This is a genomic window from Candidatus Macondimonas diazotrophica (assembly GCF_004684205.1).
GTDB lineage: Bacteria > Pseudomonadota > Gammaproteobacteria > UBA5335 > UBA5335 > Macondimonas > Macondimonas diazotrophica.
This window is the reverse complement of sequence record NZ_SRIO01000002.1, coordinates 99,922-118,279: the sequence shown is the minus strand read 5'-3', so window position 1 is coordinate 118,279 and position 18,358 is coordinate 99,922. Positions and strand designations below refer to the sequence as shown.

Sequence of the window (18,358 nt, the reverse complement as noted above, 5' to 3'; positions counted from 1 at the left end):
CGGACCGGGGCGTCGGCTAGGATTTACGGCTTGTTGTTCCCCGGTAGCTCAGTCGGTAGAGCAGGTGACTGTTAATCACCGGGTCGGCGGTTCGAGCCCGTCCCGGGGAGCCAATTTCAAATGAATCGCGGCGGCACCGCTCCGCCGTTATTCCCCGCGGCCCCCTGCGCCTGAAAAGGCGTTGCATGTCTCGCCTCTGCTCCTTGGCACCGCGCGTCATAACGCATCGCGCGACACAGATACCCCCCGTCTGCTCTCGTTCAGGCTGGTGATCTTTATCCCACGCGATGAAGCCCGAAGCACTTCGGAGCCCACCGGATGCCTGTATGGTGATCTGGCTCGTCAGAATGCCGGCCTGTTCTTGACTTAAGCCTGGTCCCGATTGAGTCATCGAGGCATCGCTCAATATGACCGCCTTGGTAACCTACGCCCCGCTCGCGCCGTGCCAACAAACCGGCGGAAGCCGACCGATCGTCCCCGCAATACGGAACCTTGCCACGAACCCTCGGTCACAAAGTGCGTCACTTTGTCCAGAGGAGTGTCGCTATGCCCGCGAAATCAAAGGCACAGCAAAAGGCAGCCGGCGCCGCTTTGGCCGCAAAGCGCGGCGAGACATCCAAGACGCAGCTCCAAGGGCCAGCGCGCCAGATGTACGAGTCGATGAGCGAGCGCCAACTTGAAGAGCTGGCGTCCACCCCGCGCCAAGACAAGCCCGAGCACAAATCAAGCTGACAGCAGACCAGGGGTGTCCAACTATGCCCCCGCGATCCTTTCCCATCGTCTGACGGGGCTGTTAACACACCGCAACCCCCAGAGATCTCCGTCTCAGCGCCCATGGCTGGTACCATGGGCGCGTCTCAGAGCCGATCAGCCGGCCAACCGTTGGTGCGGGTCCTGACGAACCAGCTCGGTGCCCGCCTCCCAATGATAGGTTGCCGAGACCATCCCAGACGGCGAGCCCTCGGCATTGATGGCTTCGCGGTACTCGAGCGAGGAAGCCCCTTCCTCAGATTCCGGCACGAAGCGCGTACCGTTCTTGCGCAGCGACACTTCATCGGCCAGGACACGGCGCACATACTCGCGCTGGCTTTCGTAACGGATCCCCGGCGGCAGGATGCCGTCGCCCAGCACCTCGGCCGGATCACGCCGCTCGACATCCTGGAACAGCTGCCGCGCCAGTTGCAGGTGACCCAGTTCGTAATCGAGGAACCGCTCCCACAGTGCCTTCAGCCGGGGATTGGACTCCTGCTGAGCGCAGGCCGCGTAGTTCCACACCTCATTGGCCTCGCAGATCAGCAGCTTTTCCAGCAGCGATTCCTCGGGATTGAGCATGCAGCCGTAATGCGTGATGTGCTGGGACTCGACCGAGGCGATCTCCGCATAGAGCTGCCGCGCCACCGGATCGGCGAAGGTGGGGCCGAAGTGCATGTAGTAGTCGTGCGTCTGGTATTCACCGGACACCAAGGTCAGGGCGTGAAGCTTGGTGGCGAGCGCCGCATCGCGGGCATAGGGCTCCGTCAGCTCGTGCTCGGGCGCGCGATGATGCACCAGCGTGGGCCGCCCCGGGATGATGTCCGTGTAGCCCTGCGTGATGTTGTTCGCGTCCTTGCCCTCCAGCCGATCCAGCAAAGCGGCGTAGCGATACAGATGGTCGAAATCCTCGAGCAGTGCATACCGATAGCTTTGCGACTGATAATCGTCCTGCTCGAGCTGGGCAATGGAGGCGGTCACCTCGATGGCGACCTGTTCGTAGGCGATGGTGGTCTCGAGCGGCGAATGGTCCGGGCCCAGCAACCAGTTGATGCAGGTTTCCTGATGCTGCTCGGCGCGCATCAACTGCGCCAGTTTCTCGCGCAGGGGAAGATTCATCCGCAGTGCGGTCTGCTTGGTGCGGATCGAATCTGATTCGATGCCGTTCATCAGCACGACGCGAACGCGGGTGAACGCGTCGTCATCGAGTTTACTGATCGGTTTGCCGACCATGTCCCTCCACGTGAATCGCTGCCGATCAAGCGTGGCGCCTTTATCTTGCAACAGATTGATGGTCATACGATTTAACCCTCCGTGATCGATGCTCAGACCGCGACTGTTCCGGCCTCGCCGGAAAGCAAATGGGCCAACCAGCTACGGATGATGTCGACATGCGCTTGCTCCTCTTCGAGCGCGCCATGAAACAAGGTCGCCAGATCCGGCTGACCCACGTCCCGCGCCAACAGTTCAAGAAGGTCCCAGCCGGCCTGATCGGTAAGCTCAGCGCTCAGGATGGCCGTCAACGCCTGGGCGAGTGTCGTCCGCGGATCGGTAACGACCTGCAGGATGCCGCCGGTCGCTGTACCTGCCACGTCGGCACAGGGTGTCATGGCCGTCGGATCACCGCCCATGCGCTTCATGCAGTCGCAGAGCATTTGGAAATGGGCGAGTTCCTCGTTCCGGATCCGCACCAAACTCTCCAGAGGATCCTCTTGGAGCACATCGACGAGTACGGCCGCACCCGGCGAGCTTTTGAGCGCCTCTGCGGCCGTCGGCAGCACCTCATTTCCGGTTTCCCGCGCCGCTTGGTACTTGATGATCAACGCATCATAGAGCCGCGTCCCGGACCGTTCGAAGGCTAACCGCTCGCCCAGCTTATCGATGAAGACGGCCGGAGCGCCGCCTTCCAGTACAGCCATGCCAGCCTTCACCACGCCCTTCAGCGAGAGCGGTGGCGGAACCGAGCCGATGGACTCCGCGTCCCTTGCATCGGCCAGCCGTTGCATGTCCATTTCAGGCGTAAGTATCAAACGCTCCGGGCTCGCCTTGTCTGCGGCTGATGCCATCGTATGGGTATCGCGGGGCGACATGTCAGCCCCGGTACGATTCAGGCCAAAAGTGGTAGCTTGCATAGAATGACCTCTCCTGATGTCGATTCGACCATCTAAAAAAGCGATAACGACACGCGCATGAGCGAGTACGGCTTCGTCACTGGGCTCAGGAATTGCCGGCGCGCCGTTGCCCGCCCTTGCTCACGATTTGGCATCGACGGCCCATATCCATCCCGGCACATACCGAGTTGTGAGCTTCTTCGTCAGAGCATTTGCGATCGATTGTCATTGCCCGTACCTCCTTGGTTCTTAAGGCTGGCCTCAGTCGCGCAGCCGATGACAAGACGCATCAATCCAAAACGGCACGCCTCAGCTTCCGTGTACGCGAATTCAGCCAACGGAATCCGCCACCACACCCGTGAATCCTGAACGTGGATCGATTCCAGCGCCAAAAGCTACTCCGGTGTTGGTTGCGCTCCGAGCCATAGCATTCCTCCGCTTCCAGCCATCCGAAGTCGCTTCTTTAAGCGCGGATCCAATCACCGATGTTTCACAGGCGATCCTGCGGCGCCTCCCAAATAAATTATCCGATCAGTTCGCTCTCATCCTTTCAGCATTATCGATTTTTTGATGATGCTGCTTGATGATCGGCAAATTCCGCTCTGCAAACTTCCTGAGTTCAGGATGGGTGTCCTTGGCGTCCAGGAAGCGCTCGAACTCGTCTATGGTGTCCTCATGAGCGTCTTCTTGCATCGTCAAATATGTCTTGTCGAATTTATCCTCAGAAGCCTTCTTTAGTTCCCGGATCTTATCCGCATGCTCCTCATCCAGGGTCATGCTAAATCGAAATCGAAGCTTTTCTTTAATCAGAATGTTCTTCAGCTCCTCCGACGATGCTTTGTGATCCCGAATCATTCGTTCTGCGATACGTATTACTTCCGGATTCTTCGATCTATCGAATACAACTTCAGCCGCCTCGATCTCAAAGAGACTTGACATGGACACATTCTTGATGAAGCGTTCCGAGGCGTCTTGGGCGTCGCCATTTTCAGACGCTTGCACTGTAAGGGCAATTCCAAATCCAACGATCAGTAGCAAAAGATACTTGCTTATATATTTCGTCATGAAAACCTCCAAAGAGATGACGACTAATGCATGCTATGCGTCGATAACGGCTCTCCACTTCACGCTCCATAAGGACCATCCCCTGTAGGATGAAGTTCCGTTCTGCCTTGCACGAAGGGCGTCATGAGATTACCCAGAGGCGCTGCGGATCAGGCATTCAAACGGGCGCTCCGGCTCGCGCCTGGCAAAGCCAATAAGGACATTTCTTATCTTTTTTCATTGGCTTGGAAACTAACTCTCAAATAGAACCTGAGATGCACGCCAGAGAACATGATTCTTTTATTACACCCCCCTCGCCGTCCGTACCCGATTCTTCGGTGAGTCCATACCGTTTCGGCGAGTCTCGATTCAAGTTTCGGAACTATCGGCAGGATGCCGTTGTCTGTTCGAAACAGCCCGCCTGGACGTGGATCGACGGTCCACGGACGATGAGAGTTCAGGTGAGCAAACTTAAGCGGTCAAGTCACGAGTTTCTTATCCGTATAAGGAGAACCGACATGACATCTTCCATGGATCCCACCAAGCGTGGACACCAAGGCGAATTTCCGGAGCAAGCCCAGGCGCAACCGGCAAAGACCGACGAGACCATACCTAGACCGGATCATGGCGAGGAAAGTTATGTCGGGTCCGGAAAGCTGACCGGTCGACGCGCCCTCATTACGGGTGGTGATTCAGGTATTGGACGCGCGGTTGCAATCGCTTTTGCGCGTGAAGGAGCAGATATCGCGATTTCCTATATGCCCGAAGAACAGAAAGATGCCGAGAATACTCAAGACTGGGTAACGCGAGAAAGCCGCCGTTGCCTGCTCCTGCCCGGCGATGTTCGTGAAGAACGCTATTGCACAGAAGCCGTACAAAAAGCTCTCGATGTTCTAGGTGGCCTGGATATCCTGGTCTTGAATGCCGGCTACCAGAAAAATCGGGACGGCCTGGAGAATCTCGAGACATCAGAAATGGACCGGACATTCAAGACCAATCTGTATGGAATGCTGTGGGTAGCGCGTACTGTCCTCCCTCATCTGAAAGCCGGCGCCAGCATCATCACCACCGCATCCATTCAAGCGTCATCCCCCACACCAGACCTGCTCGATTACGCGATGACCAAGGCCGCACAGGTCGCATTTACCCAAGCCTTGGCTCAGGAGTTGACGCCGCGTGGCATACGGGTCAACGCCGTTGCACCCGGCCCGATCTGGACGCCGCTCATTCCCGGGACCGAGTGGGACACAAAGCTGCAGACCTTCGGTCAGAGCACGCCAATGGGCCGCGCAGGCCAGCCGGCCGAACTGGCTAGCGCCTATGTGTTCCTCGCGGGGGCGGAGGCTTCCTACATATCCGGCGCCGTTATTCCCGTCACGGGCGGAAGGGCCTTTTAGGTGATCTCGGGAACATGAGAACGGGCCTCGGCCAGGCATTGATGGGCTCACCACAACCAGCGAAGCGTGCTTGCCCGTTCTGGATGCACGACTCTCGTTTGCGCAGGCTCGGTTCGAGCAATGATCCACGGTTAATGGATTCGATCGTCGAGAACATGTCACTGCCCGAGCGCTCACACCGTGAAAGGGGCCGCGGACAGACGTCAGCGTCCCCCATCCGGTTCACAGCGGCCAGCGTTCGCATTGTCGTGCGTCGGCGGCTTCCATGAACGCTTGCATTGCCGGCTGTCTCCACTTCAGGCACATGAGAGACAACCAAAGCGAATGTGCATCGAATTCCTTCCGGAGAGTCAGATCGCTCGTCTGGATGGACCGCCGAGGAACGAGCGCTTGCGATCAAAGCCCACTAGCACATTTCACAGCATCGTCCCCTGATACCGGACGTCGATATCACCGTCCGCAGCGTTCCTCGCGGTCCCTTCCAAGAGGCGCCTTGAAAATACATCCTAAGATCTGGAATTATAGAAATATGAACGAGACCGATGCCCTGCACGCGCTTGGCGCCTTAGCTCATGGCACACGCCTTGGTATTTTCCGCCTGCTGATTCAGGAAAGCCCGGACGGGTTGCCCGCCGGCATGATCGCAGAACGCCTGAACGTATTGCAGAATACGCTTTCGGCTCATCTGCGCATCCTCGAGCAAGCGCGTCTGATCAAGGGTACGCGGATGGGCCGCAGTATCCGCTACACGGCAGATCATGCCGCCATGCAGGCCCTGCTGACTTATCTGCTGGCAGATTGCTGCCAAGGCGACCTCGCGATCTGCGCCCCGCTGATGGACGTCTTGAGCTGCCCGGCTGGCGCCGATTGAACATCCTTGCATACCGCAGGGGGTATCCCACGGGGCCGACCGCGTTCCTTCTCCTCGTCCCCACACCAGGACCCGATGCGTCGCGTCTTGTCCTGAACCATGTCGCCATCGAGGCCCGGCGAACGAGTGTGCTTGCGGCTTCCTCGCCTCCGTAGGTCCAATGCGTCCCCCTGACGCCCTCGTGAGGGCAGCGAGTGTTATCCACTCACTTCGCAACACTTGACCGCTGGGATCTCTGCGGGGCCGATACCAATCAGGCTGTCGGTGAGCCGCTGTCCATCAACTGGGCAGGCTCAATGCAGCCAACGCCAACGGAAAAACCGCGCCTCCACTCATTACCCGCTGAAGCGGCGTAGTGGCCGATCGGCGGCATCCGTCCCCTACCGTCCCCGATCTCTAAAACCTGCCAAGGTGGCGCTGCAACGCAGCACGCCTATCGTATCTGCCCTCGGCTATATCACTTTCAGTTCCTTCAGGCGGGCCACGTCAGCCGTCGAGAATCCCCAGTCGACCAGCGCCTCGTCATTGTGCTGTCCAGCCTTGGGCGGCTCGGACGGCAACTCGGGCACCGTGCGGCTGAAACGCGGCGCCGGCGCCGGTTGCACCACCCCATCGCGGGTGATGAAGGTCTGGCGGGCGGTGTTGTGCGGGTGATTCGGTGCCTCTTCCATGCTCAGCACCGGCCCGAAACAGACATCAGTGCCTTCCATGATCTCGGTCCATTCATCGCGGGTCTTGGTCAGGAATACCGCCTGCAACTTGGCCTTGAGCGCCGGCCACTGGCGCTGGTTCATCTGGTTGCGGAACTCCGGATCGTCCTTGAGCCCTGTCTTTTCCAGCAGCAAGGTATAGAACTGCGGCTCGATGGAACCGATGGCCACGTGACGGCCGTCCTTGCAGGTGTAGGTATCATAGAAATGAGCGGCTCCGTCGAGCAGGTTGCTTTCGGGGCTGTCCTTCCACATGCCGGCGGCCTTGAAGCCGTACATCATGGTCATCAGCAGCGCAGCGCCGTCGGTCATGGCGGTGTCGATCACTTGGCCCTTGCCGGAGCGGCCGCGCTCCAGAAGGGCGCAGACGATGCCGTAGGCCTGCAACAGGCCGCCGCCGCCGAAATCGCCGACGAGGTTGATCGGCGGCACAGGGCGTTCGCCCGCCCGGCCGATGGCGTGCAGCGCGCCGCTAATGGCGATGTAGTTCATGTCGTGCCCGGCCGCATGGGCCAGGGGTCCGTACTGCCCCCAGCCCGTCATGCGCGCATAGACCAGACGCGGATTGCGCGCCAGACACACCTCGGGGCCCAATCCCAGCCGCTCCATGACACCCGGACGGTAACCTTCCATCAGCACATCGGCTTGCTCGGTCAGACGCAGGACCGCCTCGACCCCTTCGGGTTTCTTGAGGTCCACCGTGACCGAACGCCGGCCGCGGCCGAGCACGTCGAACTTGCCGGAAAGGCCCGGAATGTTTTTCTTGTCGACACGCAGGATCTCCGCGCCCATGTCTGCCAGCATCATGCCGCAGAACGGACCGGGTCCGATGCCCGCGATTTCCAGCACCTTGATTCCTTCCAATGGTCCCATGTGTTGCCTCCCTGGCAAATGTACGCTCGAAAGGTCCAAGCATAGCCGATCAGCCCGGCCCGTGAAGTCGACGGGGGTCCCCACGCGCGGACGCGGATTCTTGATGCAGATCAAGGCCTCTTGAATCTGATCGTTTCAGATTGAACAAACCCGTTTCCGGCCCTTCGAAAAGCTGCCGGAGCTTCCGGCAAGCGCTTGCATCCTTGACACCATTGGAGGCATGACATGACCGAAGTCGAAAAAAACCCCGAATCCAGCAGTCCCGCAACACCCCAAGCCCAGCCCGCCATCCCGCCGGCGCCTTCGACACGGTGGCTGCATCCGTGGCGGGAAATGGAACGGGAATTCGAACGGTTCTTCAACCGCCCGCTTTCCATGACGCCGCGCGAATGGCCTCGCCTTGATGAATGGTTCCGGACCGCTGAGCTGGAACTGCCGGCCATGGACGTCATCGACCGGGATGCCGAAGTCGTGGTTCGGGCCCAGGTTCCCGGCATGACGGCCGAGGATCTGGACGTGACCCTCACCGATCAAAGCCTGACGGTGCGAGGCCACAAGCGAAGCGAAACCGAGGAAAACGGAGAATTCCATCGCCGCGAGATCAGCTCTCGGGAATTCATCCGGACCATCGAACTGCCCGCAGCCGTAGACGCCGAGAAGGCCAAGGCAAGCTGCAAGGACGGCCTGCTGGAAATCACCGTGCCCAAGCGGGAAGTGGCCCGCAAGCAAAAGTTGACCATTGAAAGCACCTGAGTTCCCCTCCAGGGCGGGTTCTCGCCCGCCCTGCTTGCAGCGGGTCGCACAGCTGGGTTAAAAGTTGCCAAATTCAATCCGATGGCTATGCAATGCGCCGCCCTGTGCGATCACTCCTGGCTCTCTGTCTCGCTCTCCTCATGCTCACACTTGCCGGCATGCCGGTGGCCGGAGCCGAGGATCCCCCGACGTTCGACCAGCGCATCCCGACGATGGCGACCATCATGCAAGCGGTCGGCCAGCGCGCGGAGGACGAAACGCTCCAGCCGGTTCGGGATAGCCTCGAACGCATCGCCGACCTGAAACAGCAGATTTCCACCCTGCGGGAAACAGCCCGGCAGGCAGACAGTCGCATCAACAAACTCCGGCGCTCCGCGCCCGCGGTCGAACCGCTTCCCCTGCCCAACGCAGGGATTCCGGCCATGGAAAAGGCCCTGGACAGCGCGCAACGGCGCCTGAGCGAAACGCAATCGCGGCTGAGCCAGTTGGAAACCGAGCTGACGAAGCTGACGATGCAGCCCACCCAGTTGCGCGACGATATCGCGCGCCTGGAGGGTGAACTGGATAATCTGGTCGCCTCGTTTCCCGCACAGGCGAACGACCAAGCCCTCAGCCCGTCGCTGCTCACCCAGGCAGCCCGCTACCGGCTGCTCGATACCGAGATCAGTCTGCGCCAGACCAAACTGCAGACCCATCCGATGCGCTTGGCGCTGCTGGCGGCGGAACGGGATCAGCTGCGCGGCCTGCAGCGTACCCTGCAGGCCCGAGTGGATGTCCTCATTCAGCGGCTGGGCCGCAGTCGGCTGCTGAGCGCCGACCAGGCCACCGCGGAAACCCTGCGTGCGATTGAACAAGCCGATTCCCGCCACCCGATGATCCGCAATCTGGCGGCCGAGAACGCCGCTCTGGCCGATGAACTCACCGCACTGGCCCGTGCGCTCGACGAAGTCAGCCGCGACAACGAAAACACCCTGCGTCAGTTGGAAGATGTCGAAACGCTCTACCGCAGCGCCCAGACCCAGATCGAAATCGCCGGTGTAGGCCAGACGCTGAACCGGGTTCTGCACGAGCAGCGTAAACGGCTACCGGATCTACAAGCCTATCGCCAGCAAGCCCGCACCCGCAGCGAACAGATCGCCCAAACGCGCCTGCGGCAGTTCCAAATCGACGAGAAGCGGCGCCAACTCGCCGACACGGCACAGGCCGCCCGCGCACGCCTGCAGGACGAGGATCCGCAGCTCCAGCTGGATACCCGCCAAACCGATCGGCTGCTCGCAGAAGCCGAATTACTGCTGGACAGCCAGAAGGATCTGCTCGAGCAACTGAGCCGGAGCTATCTGACGCTCATCGATCGCTTGAGCCAACTGGACCTGAGCCAGAAACGGCTCACTCAGATCGGGGCGGACTACACGCGGCTGCTCGATGAAAATCTGTTGTGGATTGCCAGCGATCTGCCGATCCGAAGCGCCTGGTTTGTCGAACTGTTCAATGAACTGACCGCCCTGACTGATCCCGCCCGCTGGCAGCGGGTTCGCCACGCCACGCTGATCGAAGCACAGAGTCGGCCCCTGATCGTCGCCCTGGCGTTGCTCACGCTTCTGGCGACGGTATGGAGTCGGCCCAAGCTGCGGCGCTATCTGCAATGGACCGGCACCGAAGTCGGCAATCCGGCACACGATCGCTTCAGCCTGACCGTCGGGGCCGCACTGGCGAGTTTCGTTTTGGCCTTGCCACTACCCATCCTGGCCGGATTGCTGGGATGGATGCTGCAGCAACAGGGGAGCAATGACCGCTTCGTGTGGGGACTCAGCGATGGCCTGATTCACGCCGCGTGGATCAGTTGGGTCATCGAGTCTTTCCGGCGTCTGGCCAGCCGCGGCGGCGTCCTGGAAGCCCACTTCCGCTGGCAACCCCAAACGCGCGAACTGCTCTACCGCAATCTGCGTTGGCTGGTAATCCTGACCGCATTGGCCACCGTTCTGATGCGTCTGGCCGCCGCCGATCCACGCGGCCTGAGCATGCCGGTGCTCGGGCGAGCCGTCTACATCGTTTTTTCGGTGGCCCTGGTGGTTTTCATCGCGCGGATCTTTCATCCGGCGCGCGGGGTCTTGGGAGCCTGGCTGCAAAGTCATCACGAGGGATGGGCGTGGCGGGGACGCAACCTCAGCTACGTGCTGCTGCTCGCCAGCGCTTCAGTGCTGGCTGTAATGCCGATTTTCGGCTACACCTACACCGCTGTGCATCTGCAGTCCCGGGCCTTCTTTACCGGCTGGCTGCTGGCGGCAAGCGCCTTGGTGATCAGCCTGCTGATCCGTGGTCTGTCGGTCAGCCTGCGTCACATCGAAGTGGCCCGTGCGGGTCAGGAGCTGATAGACCATCTGCGCCCGGCTCCGGAGGAACCGCCCGCGCACGCCACCGGCGGCGAAGGTGCGACCTTGCCATCACGGGAACCCATGATGGACCTGGAGACCATGAACGAGCAGGTCAGAGCGCTGCTCAAGCTGGCGCTGAGCGTGATGGTGCTGGGTGGTCTGTACGTGATCTGGAGCGATATCTTCGGCGCGCTCAAGGTACTGGACCGGATCACGCTCTGGTCAATCACCGCGCCCAGCGGCGGAGACGCCCCGCCGACCGTGCAGGCAATCACCCTCGGCAGCATCGGACTGGCACTGGTTGCGCTGGCGCTGACCGTTAGCGCAGCGCGCAATATCCCGGGCCTGCTCGAGGTGCTGGTGCTGCAGCGCCAAAGTGTCGATGCCGGCACCCGTTATGCAGCAACCCTGCTCAGCCGGTACGCGATCTTTTTGGTCGGTCTGGTTGTGGTGGTCAACCAGTTGGGAATCGACTGGAGCAAGGCGCAATGGCTGGTGGCTGCGCTCTCAGTGGGACTGGGCTTCGGTTTGCAGGAAATCGTCGCCAATTTCGTGGCCGGCATTATCATCCTGTTTGAACGTCCCATCCGCATCGGCGATACGGTCACCGTCGGAGGCGTTTCAGGAACCGTGTCCCGCATTCGCATCCGGGCCACCACCATTCTGGATTGGGACCGCAAGGAACTCATCGTTCCCAACAAGAGCTTCGTGACCGATTCCATCATCAACTGGACGCTGAGCGATCTGGTCACCCGCACGATCATTCCGGTTGGAATCGCCTACGGCTCGGATACCCAGAAGGCGCTGAGCGTGATGGAGACCGTCATTCACGACAATGCGCTGATCCTGAAGGAACCGGTTCCGGCCGTGCTGTTCCTGGGCTTTGGAGATAGTTCGCTGAACTTTGAGCTGCGCGTCTTCGTCAAGACCCTGGCCGACTCCATTCTGGTGCGCCACCAGCTGCATATGGAGCTGGAGCGCCGGTTGCGTGAAGCCGGCATCGAAATTCCCTTTCCCCAGCGGGATGTGCATTTGCGTTCGGTTTCGCCGGAAGCCCTCCACGGCTTTCGCACTCCGGCGGATGAACGTCATTAAAGTGTTACCCGAGCGTTATCGTTTCGTCATGGGCACTTTCCATAATCCGCTGCAACGCGCATCCCGGGCCGTTCCCGGCTGGAAAATTGCCAGTTGCAGCGAGATGATGAATGCGAATTGCCTTGATAACCGACGCTTGGAAGCCTCAGATCAATGGGGTGGTCCGAACCCTCAGCACGCTCGATAACCGCCTTCGCGCCCTCGGCCATCTGGTCAAAGTCATTCAACCGGGCCTGTTCAACACGGTTCCCATGCCGGGCTACGCGGAAATCCGTCTAGCGGTGTGGCCGGATGGAAAGGTGCGCCGGCTGCTCGATGCCTTCGAGCCCGAGCATATTCACATCGCCACCGAGGGGCCGCTTGGACTCGCAGCACGCCGCTACTGCACGGCGCACAACCTGCAGTTCACCACCTCGTTCCATACCCGCTTTCCCGAATACGTCAACACCCGCGTCCCCATCCTGCCGATTGGCCCCGGCTATGCCCTAATGCGCTGGTTTCATGGCGCAGCGACGCGCACCTTGGTGAGCAATCAGGATCTGATCGAGGAATTGCGCAACCGGGGCTTCAGTAATCTGGTGTTATGGCGACGCGGCGTGGATTCCGATCTGTTCCGCCCCATGGCCAAGGATTTTCTGGACGGCCCACGGCCGATATTCATGTACATGGGTCGTGTCGCGCCTGAAAAGAACATTGAAGATTTCCTGCGCCTGGATCTACCCGGAACCAAATACGTCGTCGGCGATGGACCCGCGCGACAGGAACTCGAAGCGCGTTATCCCGAGATTCGCTTCACCGGCATGCAGACCGGAGAGGCGCTGGTTCGGCACCTGTCCAATGCCGACTGCTTCGTGTTTCCCAGCCGCACCGACACCCTCGGTCTGGTGATGATGGAAGCGCTGGCCTGCGGCGTCCCCGTCGCGGCCTACCCCGTCACGGGGCCTTCAAGCCTGATTCAAAAAGGTGAAACCGGCTACCTGGATGAGGACCTGCGGCAGGCCGCGTTGAAATGCCTCGAACTGGATCCTGCCGTCTGCCGCGCTGCGGCGATGGGCTGGTCACTCGGCAACAGCACAGAGGAATTCCTGAACTATCTGGTTCCGGCACGGATTCCGCTGCCCTTTTCCCTGTTCGACAGCCTGCCCCTCAAGGGAGATCGCCCATGAACGTACTGGTGCTCGGTGGAGACGGATTCTGCGGCTGGCCGACAGCGCTGCATCTGAGCGCGCGCGGCATGAAGGTATCGATCGTCGATAACCTCTCGCGGCGCCGGATCGATCACCAGCTGGGGACCGCCTCGCTCACGCCCATCGCGTCGATGGAAACGCGCCTGGGCACCTGGCACGAACGGACCGGGCGCGTCATTGAATTCAGCGCGCTCGATCTGGCACATGATTATGACGCGCTGTGCGAACTGCTGCGCCGGTCGTGCCCGGATGCCATCGTGCATTTCGCCGAGCAACGCTCGGCGCCCTATTCGATGCGCTCACCGGCCACCAAGCGCTACACCGTGCAGAACAACCTCGCGGCGACGCACAATCTGTTGTGCGCCCTGGTCGAAACTGGACTGGATGCCCATCTGGTCCACCTGGGCACCATGGGTGTGTATGGCTACGGCGGGAACGATGCGCCGATTCCGGAGGGCTATCTGCCGGTGCGCATCCGCGATGCGAAGGGGCGTTGGCGTGACCGGGAAATCCTGCACCCGACCGATCCGGGCAGCGTCTACCACATGACCAAGACCCAGGATCAACTGCTCTTCGCGTTCTACAACAAGAACGACCAGATCCGCGTGACCGACCTGCACCAGGGCATCGTCTGGGGCACCCAGACCGCTGAAACCCAGCTTGATGAACGGCTGATCAATCGCTTCGATTATGACGGCGATTATGGCACCGTCCTCAACCGCTTCCTGATGCAGGCCGCCGTCGGTCACCCGCTGACCATCCATGGCACCGGGGGCCAGACCCGCGCTTTCATCCACATCCAGGATACGGTGCGCTGCATCGAACTGGCACTGCGCCATCCGCCCCGCATCGGCGAGCGCGTGCACATCATGAATCAGCTCACCGAGGTGCACCGGGTACGCGATCTGGCCGCCCTGGTGGCCGAGCAAACCGGTGCTGCCATGCGCTTCCTGCCCAATCCCCGTCGCGAGGCGCCGGAAAACGAGCTTCAGGTGGATCACCGCTGTCTGCTTGATCTCGGTCTCAAGCCCACCACGCTGAGTGAAGGCTTGATGCAGGAAGTCCACGACATTGCACGGCGCTACGCCAATCGCTGCGATCTTCGCAAGATTCCATGCACGTCCCGCTGGCGCCGCGACGACGGGGAAACGCCCACCGCAGCCGTGGCATGAAGTCGATTTCCCAACACCTGGAGGTTTCGCCATGAACACGACATCCAGTCCCGCCGAGTCGAAATACCGCACGATCTGGATTTCCGATGTTCATCTGGGCAGCCGTGGCTGCCAGGCCGACATGCTGCTCGAGTTCCTCCATGAACACCCCTGCGAGCGGCTCTACCTGGTCGGCGACATCATTGACGTATGGGCGCTGCGGCGCGGCATCTATTGGCCGCAGGCGCACAACAACGTGCTGCGCTATCTGCTCGGCGTGTCGCGTCAGGGCACCGAAGTCATCTACATTCCCGGCAATCACGATGCCCTGTTTCGCGACCATGCCGGAACCACATTCGGGGGCATCGCCATTCATCGTCATGCCATGCACACCACGGTGGACGGCAAGCGCTTTCTGGTGCTGCACGGAGATGAATTCGACAGTGTGGTGCAGTACTCGCAACTCGCTGCACTGTTCGGCAGCAAGGTCTACGATGCCCTGCTGCAACTGAATCGGCCCGTCAACATGGTCCGCCAGATCATGGGACAGCCCTACTGGTCCCTGTCCGCCTTCGTCAAGGGCCGCGTCAAGGAAGCCGTGAAATACATCGGCAACTATGAGCAGGCCGTGGCCCGTGAAGCAGCGCGTTATGGTATCGACGGCGTCATCTGCGGCCACATCCACCATGCTGAAATCTCGCGCATTCACAACCTGCAGTACTGCAACTGCGGCGACTGGGTGGAGAGCTGTACCGCGCTGGCAGAAGACCGCCAGGGCCAGATTTCGCTGGTCCGCTGGGCCGATGCGCGCACCGAACGCAGCCCGGTGATGCTGCGCCGAGTCGCTTAAGCCGGCGTATCCCCACCGGCTGGGGCGCCGCGTGGTCGCTGGACCGCGCGGCACGGCTTCGTCCGGGATCAGAATTGCGGCGCGTCGTGCGGGATCATCGGCACATCCGGAATCCGTGTCTGATGCCGCTCAAGTTTCACAGCCGTCTGCCGCCGATACCCTCGCCATCGGATGATCCGGGGAGGGTCCATGACGCACGCTCGCATACCATTGGGTGGGGCAGCTTTGCTGGTGCTGTGCGGTGCAACCGGGCTGGCCGAGGCCGAGGTGTATCGCTGCGAACAGCACGGGCGAATCGTCTATACCGATCGATCCTGCACCGGAGGCCGCATCGAACGGCCCGATCCACACCCCTCCGGACGGTTGAATCCCGCCGCGCAGCAGGCACAGGCCGACCGCATTCGGCGCTGGGAACGGGAATCGGCCATTGCCGAGGCCACGCAGCGGCAGGCCGATCGGCAATGGCTGGAAAACCATGCCCGCGAAAAACGCATCGAGGATGCTTATCAGCGGCGGGAAATCATGGCCGGCATGACCACCGCGCAAATCCGGCAACTGCTTGGCACGCCGGATCGGATCGGCAAATCGGCCAGTGCACAGGGCAGGGAGGAGCGCTGGCACTACCCCGATCGGGGCGACGGCCGCCGGATCGTGAGGTTCCGCGAAGGCCGCGTCATCGCCTACGACAATGCCGGCCGCCAGCAGCGCTGAGTCAACGGCCGCCCGGCTTGCCCGCCGTAGCCGCCAGCGCTTCGTCCACCCGACGGGCAACGTCGGCATCTTCCCAGCGGCGAAGTGAGATCGCATTGTAGTCCGCTACGCTCATCCCGCCTTGCTCGATGGCCGCACGCATTTCGGCATTTCCGCTCAGCGCCAGACTCTGTCGCTCCAGTTCATCTGCCGCCGGTACCAGACGCTGGTAGCGGGCATGTATGGCTTCCAGCTCACGATAGATGCGTGCGAACTGCTCGATTTGCCTGGTACCGGGATTTCCCATGCGCCCGCTTCCGCTGGGAAGACCGGGCAGCGGCGCGGCGATCGCCCGGCGCGCTGAGGTAGGCGCCGAAACCGTGGACGGTGTCGCAACCCCGGTCCCGGGCAGGGCGGGGATGTTCACCTCATCCGCATCACGGTCCAGGTCGATCTGCTCCGATTCCACCGGCGGCTCCTCGGGCAGGGTAAATACCTCGGCCTCTTGCGCCGCAACCAGCGTGCACCACCCCGCACCCAGGACGGCCATCCCGATTCTGTGAGCCCAACGGCTGCTCATTCTTCCAACTCCTTTGAACGATCCGCCTTTCACATCACACCGCAGCACCCAGGGTTGATCTGCCCGTGGCCCCTTGGCCTAGGCGTCGAGCGTTCGCAACCAGAAAATCATCGTCTTGTCCGTAGCGACTGCCTGATCGACGTCCTTCCATCTCATCCGGGCCTGCAATTGCCGATCGCGGTGATAACCCCGCTGCGCCCAGAACGCATCGAGCGGGCGATGATCCGCCGGACGCAGCGGATGATCCATCGGGCGTTCCACCGCGCAAAATGCCGTATGGGTGAATCGACCCAATTGCCGGGCATAGCCCTCGCGCGCATCGAAGAAGCGGCGGCCCAGGCCACGCCCGCGATAGGATCGCAGCAGGACCGACTCTCCGAAGTAGAATACCGATTCAACCGCCAGACCACGGGCCTGAAACGGCTGCCGGAGCGCGGCGGTTTCGGCGGCGAGCGGCATGCCCGTCGACGCGCCCACGATCTCGCTCCCCGCGTAGACCAAGACGAACAAACTCTCCGCGCAGGCGCTGTAGGCCGCCAGATAGTCCGTCTCGTAGTCGAGCGAACCATCATACAAGTACGGGAAGTCGCGAAACACCGCGATGCGCAAGCGCGCCACGGCATCGAGATACGGCCGAATCGCCGGGCCGGTCAGGGACTCGATGCGCAGGGCCTCGTTCATCGGTTCGCTCCAGAAATCCAGGGGCGGACGGAGACTGCTTACGTTACACTACCGTCCCATTGAAAAAGGCCAGCAGTGCCTTTGCGGATTCGTGATGGAGTGTACATGGCAAACAAGCTTTTTCGGGTGAGTTTCCTCAACCAGGGCAAGGTCTATGAAGTCTATGCCCGCACCGTCACCCAAGACGCACTCTACGGTTTTGTGACCCTGGAAAACCTGATCTTCGGAACCCGGTCGGATGTTCTGGTGGATCCGTCCGAAGAACGCCTCAAAAGCGAGTTTGCCGGCGTCGAACGCAGTCACGTTCCTCTGCATGCCCTGATTCGCATCGACGAGGTCGAGCGCGAAGGCGTAGCCCGCATCACACCGCTCGACGGCAATGTAACCCCGTTTCCCGGACCGTTCTACAACAATCCGGGCAACGGCCCGGGCACGCGCTGATCAATCCAGCCGATGGCCGGGCTGCGTTTCGCCACCCTTGGCAGCGGCAGCCGTGGCAATGCCACGGTGGTCCGCTGCGGCCGGACAACGGTGTTGATGGATTGCGGTTTCGCCGTCAATGAAACCCTGCGCCGCCTGGCCGTTCTGGGCCTGACTGGCGAGGATCTGTGTGCCATCGTGGTGACCCATGAACATGGCGACCACATGGGCGGGGTGGCGCGGCTGGCACGGCGCTTCAAGCTGCCGGTGTGGTTGACCGCCGGCACCTATCGCGGTGCGGGCACGCCCAAACTGCCCGAGGTGCGACTCTTCAACCCGCATGAAGCCTTTGTCATCGGCGATCTGGCCATCCAGCCCTATCCGGTCCCACACGATGCGCGCGAACCCTGCCAGTTCGTGTTCTCGGATGGCGACCAGCGCCTGGGCGTTCTCAGCGACGCCGGCCATGTCACACCGCATATGCGGCGCTGCCTCGATGGGCTCGACGCGCTGATCCTGGAGTTCAACCATGACCCCGGCCTGCTCGCCGCCGGGCCCTATCCACCGGAACTGCAGGCGCGCGTCGGCGGACAGCTCGGCCACCTGAATAACCATCAGGCGGTAGAATTGCTGGCAGGCGTCGACCGGCAGGCCCTGCAGCACCTGATCGCCGGGCACATCAGCGAAAAGAACAACTCGCCCCATCATGTCCGCCAGGCCTTGGCGGATCGCCTGCCGGCCGAGGCGGCAGAGCTGACACTGGCGCCGCAGGATCAGGGCCTGGACTGGCACGAGATGGTCCGGCACCGCTAAGCGAATCGCC

18 protein-coding genes and 1 tRNA gene are annotated in these 18,358 nt (G+C 61.4%); 12 read left to right on the top strand and 7 right to left on the bottom strand.

Translation table 11 applies throughout. From position 1 onward, the window contains the following. The first annotated feature begins 37 nt into the window (after positions 1–37). Both E4680_RS02125 and E4680_RS02120 read left to right on the top strand, forming a co-directional pair. A tRNA-Asn gene (locus E4680_RS02125) sits at positions 38–113 on the top strand. A 433-nt stretch (positions 114–546) separates the two neighbouring features. Next, positions 547–732, top strand: a complete 186-nt coding sequence (locus tag E4680_RS02120) for a DUF3008 family protein (protein ID WP_135280727.1) — start codon at positions 547–549, stop codon at positions 730–732. 135 nt (positions 733–867) lie between these two features. On the opposite strand, the gene E4680_RS02115 is transcribed toward E4680_RS02120, so the two are convergent. From E4680_RS02115 to E4680_RS02100, 4 genes are all read right to left on the bottom strand, one after another. Next, positions 868–2,049: a hypothetical protein gene (locus E4680_RS02115; protein ID WP_135280726.1), complete on the bottom strand. Its 1,182-nt coding sequence runs from the start codon at positions 2,047–2,049 to the stop codon at positions 868–870. Between the two features lie 26 nt (positions 2,050–2,075). Continuing rightward, positions 2,076–2,882 carry a ferritin-like domain-containing protein gene (locus E4680_RS02110; protein WP_135280725.1) on the bottom strand — a complete coding sequence of 269 codons (807 nt, stop codon included), beginning with the start codon at positions 2,880–2,882 and terminating at the stop codon, positions 2,076–2,078. Positions 2,883–3,064: 182 nt separating this feature from the next. Then, a complete protein-coding gene (locus tag E4680_RS02105; RefSeq protein ID WP_135280724.1) occupies positions 3,065–3,253 on the bottom strand; it encodes a hypothetical protein in 189 nt (62 codons plus the stop codon). Positions 3,254–3,392: 139 nt separating this feature from the next. Next, positions 3,393–3,926: a DUF4142 domain-containing protein gene (locus E4680_RS02100; RefSeq protein WP_135280723.1), complete on the bottom strand. Its 534-nt coding sequence runs from the start codon at positions 3,924–3,926 to the stop codon at positions 3,393–3,395. Positions 3,927–4,435: 509 nt separating this feature from the next. Here E4680_RS02100 and E4680_RS02095 point away from each other — a divergent pair. Beyond that, positions 4,436–5,302 (top strand): SDR family oxidoreductase, encoded by an 867-nt coding sequence (locus tag E4680_RS02095; protein ID WP_240696081.1) that lies wholly within the window; start codon positions 4,436–4,438, stop codon positions 5,300–5,302. Between the two features lie 529 nt (positions 5,303–5,831). Next, on the top strand, positions 5,832–6,173 hold the full coding sequence (locus tag E4680_RS02090; protein WP_135280722.1) for an ArsR/SmtB family transcription factor: 342 nt from the start codon (positions 5,832–5,834) through the stop codon (positions 6,171–6,173). Positions 6,174–6,625: 452 nt separating this feature from the next. Here the strand turns inward: E4680_RS02090 and E4680_RS02085 are convergent, their stop codons facing one another. Next, positions 6,626–7,756, bottom strand: a complete 1,131-nt coding sequence (locus E4680_RS02085; protein ID WP_135280721.1) for a CaiB/BaiF CoA transferase family protein — start codon at positions 7,754–7,756, stop codon at positions 6,626–6,628. A 225-nt stretch (positions 7,757–7,981) separates the two neighbouring features. On the opposite strand from E4680_RS02085, the gene E4680_RS02080 reads away from it, so the two are divergent. The 6 genes from E4680_RS02080 (at position 7,982) to E4680_RS02055 (ending at position 15,875) form a co-directional block, all read left to right on the top strand. After that, on the top strand, positions 7,982–8,509 hold the full coding sequence (locus E4680_RS02080) for an Hsp20/alpha crystallin family protein (RefSeq protein WP_135280720.1): 528 nt from the start codon (positions 7,982–7,984) through the stop codon (positions 8,507–8,509). A 140-nt stretch (positions 8,510–8,649) separates the two neighbouring features. Next, positions 8,650–11,976: a mechanosensitive ion channel domain-containing protein gene (locus tag E4680_RS02075; protein ID WP_167792336.1), complete on the top strand. Its 3,327-nt coding sequence runs from the start codon at positions 8,650–8,652 to the stop codon at positions 11,974–11,976. A gap of 110 nt (positions 11,977–12,086) precedes the next feature. Beyond that, complete coding sequence (locus E4680_RS02070; protein ID WP_135280718.1) at positions 12,087–13,142, top strand: glycosyltransferase family 4 protein; 1,056 nt, start codon at positions 12,087–12,089, stop codon at positions 13,140–13,142. Then, the gene (locus E4680_RS02065; RefSeq protein ID WP_135280717.1) at positions 13,139–14,335 is read left to right on the top strand and encodes an NAD-dependent epimerase/dehydratase family protein; all 1,197 of its coding nucleotides are present in this window, start codon (positions 13,139–13,141) and stop codon (positions 14,333–14,335) included. Before E4680_RS02070 ends, E4680_RS02065 begins: the two co-directional genes overlap by 4 nt. A gap of 31 nt (positions 14,336–14,366) precedes the next feature. Continuing rightward, positions 14,367–15,164: a UDP-2,3-diacylglucosamine diphosphatase gene (locus E4680_RS02060; protein WP_135280716.1), complete on the top strand. Its 798-nt coding sequence runs from the start codon at positions 14,367–14,369 to the stop codon at positions 15,162–15,164. A gap of 189 nt (positions 15,165–15,353) precedes the next feature. Continuing rightward, the gene (locus E4680_RS02055; RefSeq protein WP_167792335.1) at positions 15,354–15,875 is read left to right on the top strand and encodes a DUF4124 domain-containing protein; all 522 of its coding nucleotides are present in this window, start codon (positions 15,354–15,356) and stop codon (positions 15,873–15,875) included. Between the two features lies 1 nt (position 15,876). Here the strand turns inward: E4680_RS02055 and E4680_RS02050 are convergent, their stop codons facing one another. Both E4680_RS02050 and E4680_RS02045 read right to left on the bottom strand, forming a co-directional pair. After that, positions 15,877–16,434 (bottom strand): DUF4168 domain-containing protein, encoded by a 558-nt coding sequence (locus E4680_RS02050; protein ID WP_135280714.1) that lies wholly within the window; start codon positions 16,432–16,434, stop codon positions 15,877–15,879. Between the two features lie 78 nt (positions 16,435–16,512). Further along, positions 16,513–17,115, bottom strand: coding sequence for a GNAT family N-acetyltransferase (locus tag E4680_RS02045; RefSeq protein WP_135280713.1), 603 nt, complete (start codon positions 17,113–17,115; stop codon positions 16,513–16,515). A gap of 105 nt (positions 17,116–17,220) precedes the next feature. On the opposite strand from E4680_RS02045, the gene E4680_RS02040 reads away from it, so the two are divergent. Both E4680_RS02040 and E4680_RS02035 read left to right on the top strand, forming a co-directional pair. Beyond that, positions 17,221–17,556, top strand: coding sequence for a DUF1820 family protein (locus E4680_RS02040; protein WP_135280712.1), 336 nt, complete (start codon positions 17,221–17,223; stop codon positions 17,554–17,556). 12 nt (positions 17,557–17,568) lie between these two features. Beyond that, on the top strand, positions 17,569–18,348 hold the full coding sequence (locus E4680_RS02035) for an MBL fold metallo-hydrolase (RefSeq protein ID WP_135280711.1): 780 nt from the start codon (positions 17,569–17,571) through the stop codon (positions 18,346–18,348). Positions 18,349–18,358 lie beyond the last annotated feature (10 nt).